General features: G+C 50.3%; 3 protein-coding genes and 1 pseudogene. 2 read left to right on the top strand and 2 right to left on the bottom strand.

Features of this window, described 5'->3' with window-relative positions; genetic code table 11:
* A pseudogene (gene psaB / locus H6F93_RS16705) lies at positions 1–227 on the bottom strand (photosystem I core protein PsaB); the annotation flags it as partial.
* Positions 228–249: 22 nt separating this feature from the next.
* Positions 250–2,508 (bottom strand): photosystem I core protein PsaA, encoded by a 2,259-nt coding sequence (psaA, locus tag H6F93_RS16700; RefSeq protein ID WP_190641094.1) that lies wholly within the window; start codon positions 2,506–2,508, stop codon positions 250–252.
* 575 nt (positions 2,509–3,083) lie between these two features.
* On the opposite strand from psaA, the gene H6F93_RS16695 reads away from it, so the two are divergent.
* Positions 3,084–5,096, top strand: a complete 2,013-nt coding sequence (locus tag H6F93_RS16695; protein WP_190682878.1) for a hypothetical protein — start codon at positions 3,084–3,086, stop codon at positions 5,094–5,096.
* 222 nt (positions 5,097–5,318) lie between these two features.
* Complete coding sequence (locus H6F93_RS16690; RefSeq protein ID WP_190682875.1) at positions 5,319–8,093, top strand: toll/interleukin-1 receptor and WD40 repeat domain-containing protein; 2,775 nt, start codon at positions 5,319–5,321, stop codon at positions 8,091–8,093.
* Positions 8,094–8,099: the final 6 nt, after the last annotated feature.

Here is an 8,099-nt window from a genome sequence, read left to right as displayed (position 1 = left end):
TGTTCGAAGTTGCCTTGCCAGGCGACGTGGAAGAGGCTGCCAGATGTCCAGAGGAAGATGATTGCCAGGTGACCGAAGTGCGAGGCAAAAATCTTTTGGTAAAGATTCTCCTCAGTCATTCCGTCATGGCTTTCAAAGTCATGGGCGGTGGCAATCCCGTACCAGATCCGACGTGTAGTCGGATCTTGAGCCAAGTCCTGGCTAAATTTTGGGAATTTAGTTGCCATGTTTAACGAGTTCTCCTCGTGCTCATCCGCTTACTGCAATGATTCGAGCCAGGAAGAACGCCCACGTAGTGACGATTCCTCCCAGGAGGTAGTGAGCCACACCAACAGCACGACCCTGAATGATGCTCAGAGCGCGAGGCTGAATGGAGGGAGCTACTCTTAGCTTGTTGTGCGCCCAAACAATGGACTCGATCAATTCCTGCCAGTAGCCGCGACCGCTGAACAAGAACATGAGGCTGAACGCCCAAACAAAGTGAGCACCCAGGAACAGCAGACCGTAAGCCGAGAGCGCTGAACCGTAGGAACCGATTACCTGAGTAGCTTGTGCCCACAAGAAGTCACGCAGCCAACCATTAATGGTAATCGCACTTTGGGCAAAGTTACCGCCCGTGATGTGAGACACCGAGCCGTCGCCATTGACCGTTCCCCATACATCAGATTGCATCTTCCAACTGAAGTGGAATATTGCAATTGATAGGGAGTTGTACATCCAGAACAGACCGAGGAAGACATGATCCCAACCAGAAACCTGACAGGTGCCGCCCCGACCGGGACCGTCGCAAGGGAAGCGGAAGCCCAAGTTTGCCTTGTCTGGAATCAGACGAGAGCTACGGGCAAACAGCACACCCTTGAGCAGAATCAATACCGTCACGTGAATTGTGAAGGCGTGAATGTGGTGAACCATAAAGTCTGCCGTACCGAGAGCGATCGGCATCATGGCAACCTTGCCACCCACTGCTACGATGCCACCACCAAACGCATAGCTAGCCGGAGCTAGAGCATTGGGAGCAGTCGCACCCGGAGCGAGGGTGTGGATATTTTGAATCCACTGAGCAAACACGGGCTGAAGCTGAATCGCCGTGTCAGAGAACATGTCTTGGGGACGACCCAAAGCACGCATCGTGTCGTTGTGAATGTACAGTCCAAAGCTGTGGAAGCCAAGGAAGATACAAACCCAGTTGAGGTGAGAGATGATGGCATCTCTGTGGCGAATTACCCGATCCAGCAGGTTGTTTTGATTCACTACTGGGTCGTAGTCACGCACCATAAAGATAGCTGCGTGTGCTCCGGCACCCACAATCAGGAAGCCACCGATCCACATGTGATGTGTGAAGATCGAAAGCTGCGTGGGATAGTCTGTCGCCAAGTAGGGATAAGGCGGCATGGAGTACATGTGCTGAGCCACGATGATGGTCAGCGAACCTAGCATTGCCAGGTTGACAGCCAACTGAGCGTGCCAGGAAGTGGTGAGGTTCTCATAGAGACCCTTGTGTCCTTCGCCAGTGAAGGGACCTTTGTGGTTCTCTAGGATTTCCTTGATGCTGTGACCAATGCCCCAGTTGGTGCGGTACATGTGACCGGCAATGATGAACAACACTGCGATCGCCAAGTGGTGATGCGCTGTGTCAGACAACCACAGACCGCCAGTAACAGGGTTTAGACCGCCCTTAAAGGTAAGGAAATCAGCGTATTCACCCCAGTTGAGGGTAAAGAAGGGAGTTAAGCCCTTAGCAAAACTGGGATATAGCTCAGCCATCAAGCCAGAATTCAAAATGAACTCTTGAGGCAAGGGGATGTCCGCAGGCGGAACCCCAGCATCTAACAGCTTATTAATGGGCAGCGCAACGTGAATTTGGTGTCCAGCCCAAGATAGGGAACCTAGACCGAGCAAACCAGCCAAGTGGTGGTTTAGCATCGACTCCACGTTCTGAAACCACTCCAGTTTGGGAGCACGCTTGTGGTAATGGAACCAGCCTGCAAACAGCATCAGGGCAGCCATAACCAAGCCACCAATTGCTGTGCAGTAGAGCTGAAACTCACTGGTAATACCTGCGGCCCGCCATATCTGGAAGAAACCAGAGGTGATTTGAATCCCCTGGAAACCGCCGCCTACATCTGCATTCAAAATTTCTTGACCGACAATCGGCCAGACGACCTGAGCACTGGGCTTGATGCCAGTGGGGTCGGTCAGCCAAGCTTCATAATTTGAAAAGCGAGCGCCATGAAAATACATACCGCTCAGCCAGATAAACACAATGGCTAAGTGACCAAAGTGAGCGCTGAAGATCTTACGCGATATATCTTCTAAGTCGCTGGTATGACTATCAAAATCGTGAGCGTCAGCATGAAGGTTCCAAATCCAGGTGGTCGTCTTAGGACCTCTGGAAAGGGTGCGGTCGAAGTGACCGGGTTTGCCCCACTTCTCGAATGAAGTAGGAACCGGGTCTTTGTCAACCACAACCTTGACCTTTGCGTCTCGCTCCCGTGGGGTAGTTGTCATTAGAGACTCTCCTCTCTCTAGACAAGGAACGAGTAATCCCTAACCCCAAGCTTTTGTTAAATTCCCTTCTCATCAATCAGCGGCTAGCAGATGGATTGTATGACTAGGTTTATGAGACCCAGACTAAAGCGTCGTAACCGTTTCAAAGGTCGCGCTACTTAACTTTCAAGAGAAGAGAATGGTCGCGATCGCCGTTCTAAACTTTAAGCCAAGACAGCCAGTAAGCTAGAACAGCAATTTAGACGACTTGGGGGTGGGTTCTCTCGTGCATTATAGAGCGGCATTTGGCACGACTTTGAACGTGGTTAACAATAATTCAAAATGAGCAAATCAGGAGGGGGTGAGGCTTGCGACGAGTCATAACAGCAAAAAATGTGCTAAGGGTTGTCAATCGTTTACGAATTGAAACAACTTATATGGATCATAGAAAAACCAAAAAACATAAGGAACTTATTAAAGCTTAAAAAACTTAAATGAAACTCAATTTTCTCTTATTCATTATCGAGATACACATTCCGCGCAGGAAATCTGAGGTTTTATTCAATTCGTGATCCGATATAGTTCCCTATGGGTCAGTGTTTAATCTTGGGGCGGCGATCGCCCAGGAGTGTGGTTGCGTGTTTGGGATTAATCGGCTGAGTAACGTCAAAAGACTGCTGACATCCTTATTATTGGCAGCAATTTTAAGTTGGGGCTTAGGGGGATGTGGCGATCGTCCCCGCACCGTCGAGCTGTCGCCTGATTCTGACAAACCCACTCGACTGGCTGGCAGAGTTGCCGAAGTTTCTCCACCTGAAACGCTGCAAGAGCTACGTCAGTCACTTGAGCGCTACCAACCGCAGGTAAAAATTCTCAGCCCACGCCCAAACCAGGTATTGCAGGACGATTACGTCTCCGTGCGCCTTCAGGTGCAGGACTTGCCCATCTTTCAGAACGAAGAATTTGGGCTGGGACCGCACCTACACGTCATCCTGGATAATCAGCCCTATCAAGCGGTTTACGATACCCGTGAGCCTTTAGTTCTAGAAGATTTAGCACCCGGAACTCACACCCTACGCGTCTTTGCCTCTCACCCCTGGCATGAGAGCTTTAAGAATGAGGGAGCTTACGCCCAGACAACTTTTCATCTGTTTACCAAAACGCCTGAAAATAACCCTGACCCAACCCAACCATTGCTCACCTATAGCCGTCCAAAAGGCAGCTATGGGGCAGAGCCGATTATGCTCGACTTTTATCTCACCAATGCGCCGCTACATTTGATTGCTCAAGAAAATCCTGAAGATGAGGTTTTGGACTGGCGAATTCGCTGCACGATTAATGGTGAAAGCTTTATTTTCGATCGCTGGCAACCGATCTACTTAAAAGGGTTGAAACCAGGCAAAAACTGGGTGCAGCTAGAGCTTTTGGATGAGAAGGGCGATCCCTTCCCGAACCCATTTAATAACACGGTACGGCTAATTAATTACGAGCCAAACGGTAAGGATACGCTATCCAAACTGGTGCGAGGTGAACTCTCTGCCGACGCAGTTCGCAGCATTGTTAATCCGGACTATGTCCCCACACCTCCCACATCAGAGTCATCCCCGGAACCTACTCCTGCTCCTACTCCCGAACCGTCTCCGGAGCGTTCCATTCCTTCTAGAACAGAGGAAACTCCTGAGCCTGAAGAAATCCCTGCGGTAGAAGTGCCCGCATTTGAGGAAATTCCTCAAACGGAGGAGATTCCCGCAGCCGAAGAAGAGCAATCGAGTGAACTTGAACCGACCATAGAGCGTGGTTTTGAAGACTTAGATCCGGCATCATCTGAGGCAGAACCTGAAGTTGATAAGGTGCCAGTGCCAATCCCCAGTGAGCCGCCGCAACCTGCTTCACCCAAAAATTTCTTCGATCGCTTCCGTCGTCGTGCCCCTGAGCCTGTTCCTACCCCGATTACTCCACCTCCGCTTTCTATTCCAGAAGTGCAAGAGGAACCCAGTGCAGTTGATATCGTTCCTGAAGTTCCTGAGGTTCTTGAAGAGGAGTCACTGCCCCAGTTGGAAGAACTCCCTCAGTTAGAAGAACCTACTGAGGCACCAGAGTCACCGCGATCGCAACCTGCTTCACCCAAAAACTTTTTCGATCGCTTCCGTCGTGCCCCTAAGCCGATTCCAGCACCCGTTGTACCTTCTATTCCAGAAGTTCTGGAGGAACCGGATGCAGCCGATATTGTTCCTGAAGTAACAGAGCCACTGCCCTTCCTGGAAGCACCCGTTGATGCACCAGCACTGACCGAACCAACGGTTGAACCACTGCCCGAAAGGACTTCTGAAGAGGTGCCAGCGATCGCTCCTGTTTCCCCTGAACTCATTCAACCCGAACCAACTCAGCCCAAATCTAGCCCGCTAGGAGGCTTTTTCGATCGCTTCCGTCGTCGTTCAAGTCTCTCACCTACACCGCTGGAACCGGAAGAGACTTTACCTGAAATTATTGAAGCTCCTAAACCAGAAACCTCTAGGTCAGAAGTGAGTGAGCCAGATTTGTCAGATATTATTCCAGCGGTTTCTCAACCCGCATCTCCATTAGAAGAGCAAAATCCGGTAGTTAATTGATAAAGCGTTGTGGAATTTGTTGGAAGTTGTTAGCGATCGCCTCAAATAGTTTGAGAAGGCGTGAATATGCCCCGTAAGGGTGTGGCATTTAGCAGATAAACCTTGAAAGAGAGCAATAATTCTAATCTGAATGCCACATCCTACAAATATCCTTTAAACAAACTCAGTATTTCTCCGTAATTCTCCTGTTAGGTTTTGATCCCTTAAACAGTAGGGTGGGCAATGCCCGGAGGCGAAATGTTTGTTGCTAGCGCTCCTCATCTTGATTCTTCAACTGACGGAATTGACCAGGATGTTTTTATCTCCTATTCGCGGGCAGACAAAACCTTTGTCAAATCGCTCTACGAAAAACTCAGCGCGACTGGACGCGGCGCTTGGGTTGACTGGGAAGACATTCCCATTACTGCCGAATGGTGGAGAGAGATTGAGGCTGGCATCGAATCAACGAATACATTTGTCTTTATCATCAGTCCCGATTCGGTTCAATCAAAAGTGTGTCGGCAGGAAATTGATCACGCCGTTTTTAATCACAAACGATTGTTACCAATTGTGTGGCGAGAGGGTTTTGAACAGGAGCAAGTTCATCCAGCGCTGAGAAGACATAATTGGCTTTTCTTTCGGGAAAGTGATGATTCTGATCAAGCACTTCAGTCTCTGATTAAAGCGCTCGACACAGATTTAGAGCATGTTAAAACGCACACTCGCTTGTTGGTGAGAGCGAATGAATGGGTTTACAAAAGGCGCAACGAAAGCTTCTTGTTGAGAGGTAGTGATCTAGAAGAAGCAGAACAATGGTTGACCAAAGGAACGGACAAAGAACCCTTTCCAGCTCAAGTGCAGCGCGAATATATTATTCAAAGCCGTAGGGCTCAAACGGAGCGGCAGAAAACAGAAAATCGGCGGCAGAAAATTGCCCTGGTTAGTGTTAGTTTTGCTCTCTGTATTGCAGGCATATTTGGTCTAGTTGCTTTTTCTCAGTGGCAGAAGGCAGAACGGCGGCAACTGACGGCGATCGCCACCACTTCAGAAGCCCTGTTTTCATCCAATCAAGTTTTTGATGCATTGATCGAAAGCCTGCGGGCTGGAACTACCCTGAATCGTTCGGCTTGGACTCGTGATGTTCAGATTCATTCTGATATCGTCACCTTGCTCCAGCAGTCAGTCTACTGGGTGAGAGAGCGCAACACCTTAGAAGGACATAGCGAGACGGTTTGGGGAGTAAGTTTTAGCCCCGATGGACAAACCCTTGGCACTGCAAGTTGGGACGGTACGGCTAAGATTTGGAGCATTGATGGGCAGGAGGCAATTACCCTGCGGGGACACAGCGATCGCATCAACAACATCAGCTTTAGCCCCGATGGTCAAAGAATTGCCACAGGTAGTTTCGACCAAACGATGAAACTCTGGTCACGCGATGGGCACTTACTGCACACCTTTCAGGGACACAGTCAGGGAGTTTGGGACGTTAGCTTTAGCCCTGATGGCAACATGTTAGCTACTACAAGCCGAGATGGTACTGCAAAACTTTGGCGATCGGATGGCAAACTGTTGACCACACTCGAAGGACATACAGATGAGGTTCACAGCGTCAGTTTCAGCCCGGATGGACAAACCCTTGCAACGGCAAGTCGCGATAAAACGGTCAAAATTTGGACTTTGAAAGGGCAACTGATACGCACCATCTCCCACAACGCTGCCGTTTGGGATGTTAGCTTCAGTCCGGATGGTCGAACCCTTGTGACAGCTAGCCAGGACAAAACTGTCAAACTGTGGACGTTAGATGGCAGGCTGCTCAACACTTTTAATGGCGAAGATGCATTTTTGAGCGCCAGCTTTAGCCCAGATGGGCAAAGCGTTGCCGCTGTTGGCTATGAAAAAGTGGTGAGACGTTGGAATCTGAATGGCGACCTGATTGGCACATACACTCATGATGGCGATGGCGGTGGTGGAGTAGCCTTTAGCCCTGACGGTAAAACCCTGGCTGCGGCTAGTTTCGATCGCACCATCAGGTTATGGCAAATCGAAGATACAGGGCTAAGAAGACTGATAGGGCACCAAAACTGGGTATTTGGGCTAAATTTTAGCCCTGATGGAGAGGCGATCGCCACCGCCAGCCGAGACGGCACTGTCAAAATCTGGAATCGTCAAGATGGAAAACTCCTCCACACCCTAACGGAACACGACGGCGCGGTCTGGAGTGTTAGTTTCAGTCCGGATGGCAACCTCATCGGCACAGCCAGTAATGACGCGACTGCAAAACTTTGGACACGCGACGGGAAATTGCTGACCACGCTCACCGGACACGACGGCGGCGTGTTGAGCGTTACTTTCAGCCCAGACAGCCAAGTGATTGCAACCGCCAGTGCTGATCAAACGGTGAAACTGTGGAACCGCGAGGGCAAACTGTTGCGAACTCTGCTCGGACACGACGGAGAAGTATCAGGCGTTGCGTTTAGCCCCGATGGCACCACGATCGCCACCGTTGGCAATGACCACACGGTAAAACTGTGGACGGTAGAGGGTGAATTGCTCGATACCCTCACTGGACACACAGGAATTGTCTACGACGTGCGCTTTAGCCCAGACGGCACCATTCTTGCCACAGCTAGTCAAGACAAAACAGCACGCCTGTGGACGCGAGACGGCAAACTGTTGCGAATTCTCAAAGGGCACGACGGCATTGTCTACAATGCCAGCTTCAGCCCCGATAGCACCACGATCGCCACGGCTAGCCATGACCAAACCATCAAGCTCTGGAGCGCAACAGGAGAACTGTTACATACTCTGACGGGCACCAAAAACGTCAATCAGGATGTCAGCTTTAGCCCAGACGGTCGTACCCTGGCAACAGCCGGAAACGACAACGCCTTGACTCTGTGGAATCTGGACTACGTTGGAGATTTGCAGGAGCTAGTCACTCGCGGTTGCGATTGGGTACAGGACTATTTGGAAACGAACCCCAGCGTGGAAAAGGGCGATCGCCAAATCTGTTCCTAAAATTCC

Source organism: Leptolyngbya sp. FACHB-671 (assembly GCF_014695745.1).
Lineage (GTDB): Bacteria > Cyanobacteriota > Cyanobacteriia > Elainellales > Elainellaceae > JAAUTN01.
The sequence above is the reverse complement of the archived record's forward strand: the minus strand, read 5'-3'. Positions and strand labels throughout refer to the sequence as shown.

What these genes read in the sequence shown, in the direction of transcription:
- psaA (WP_190641094.1), bottom strand. Translation starts at nt 2,508, where the DNA reads ATGACAACTACCCCACGGGAGCGAGACGCAAAGGTCAAGGTTGTGGTT.
- H6F93_RS16690 (WP_190682875.1), top strand. Translation starts at nt 5,319, where the DNA reads ATGCCCGGAGGCGAAATGTTTGTTGCTAGCGCTCCTCATCTTGATTCT.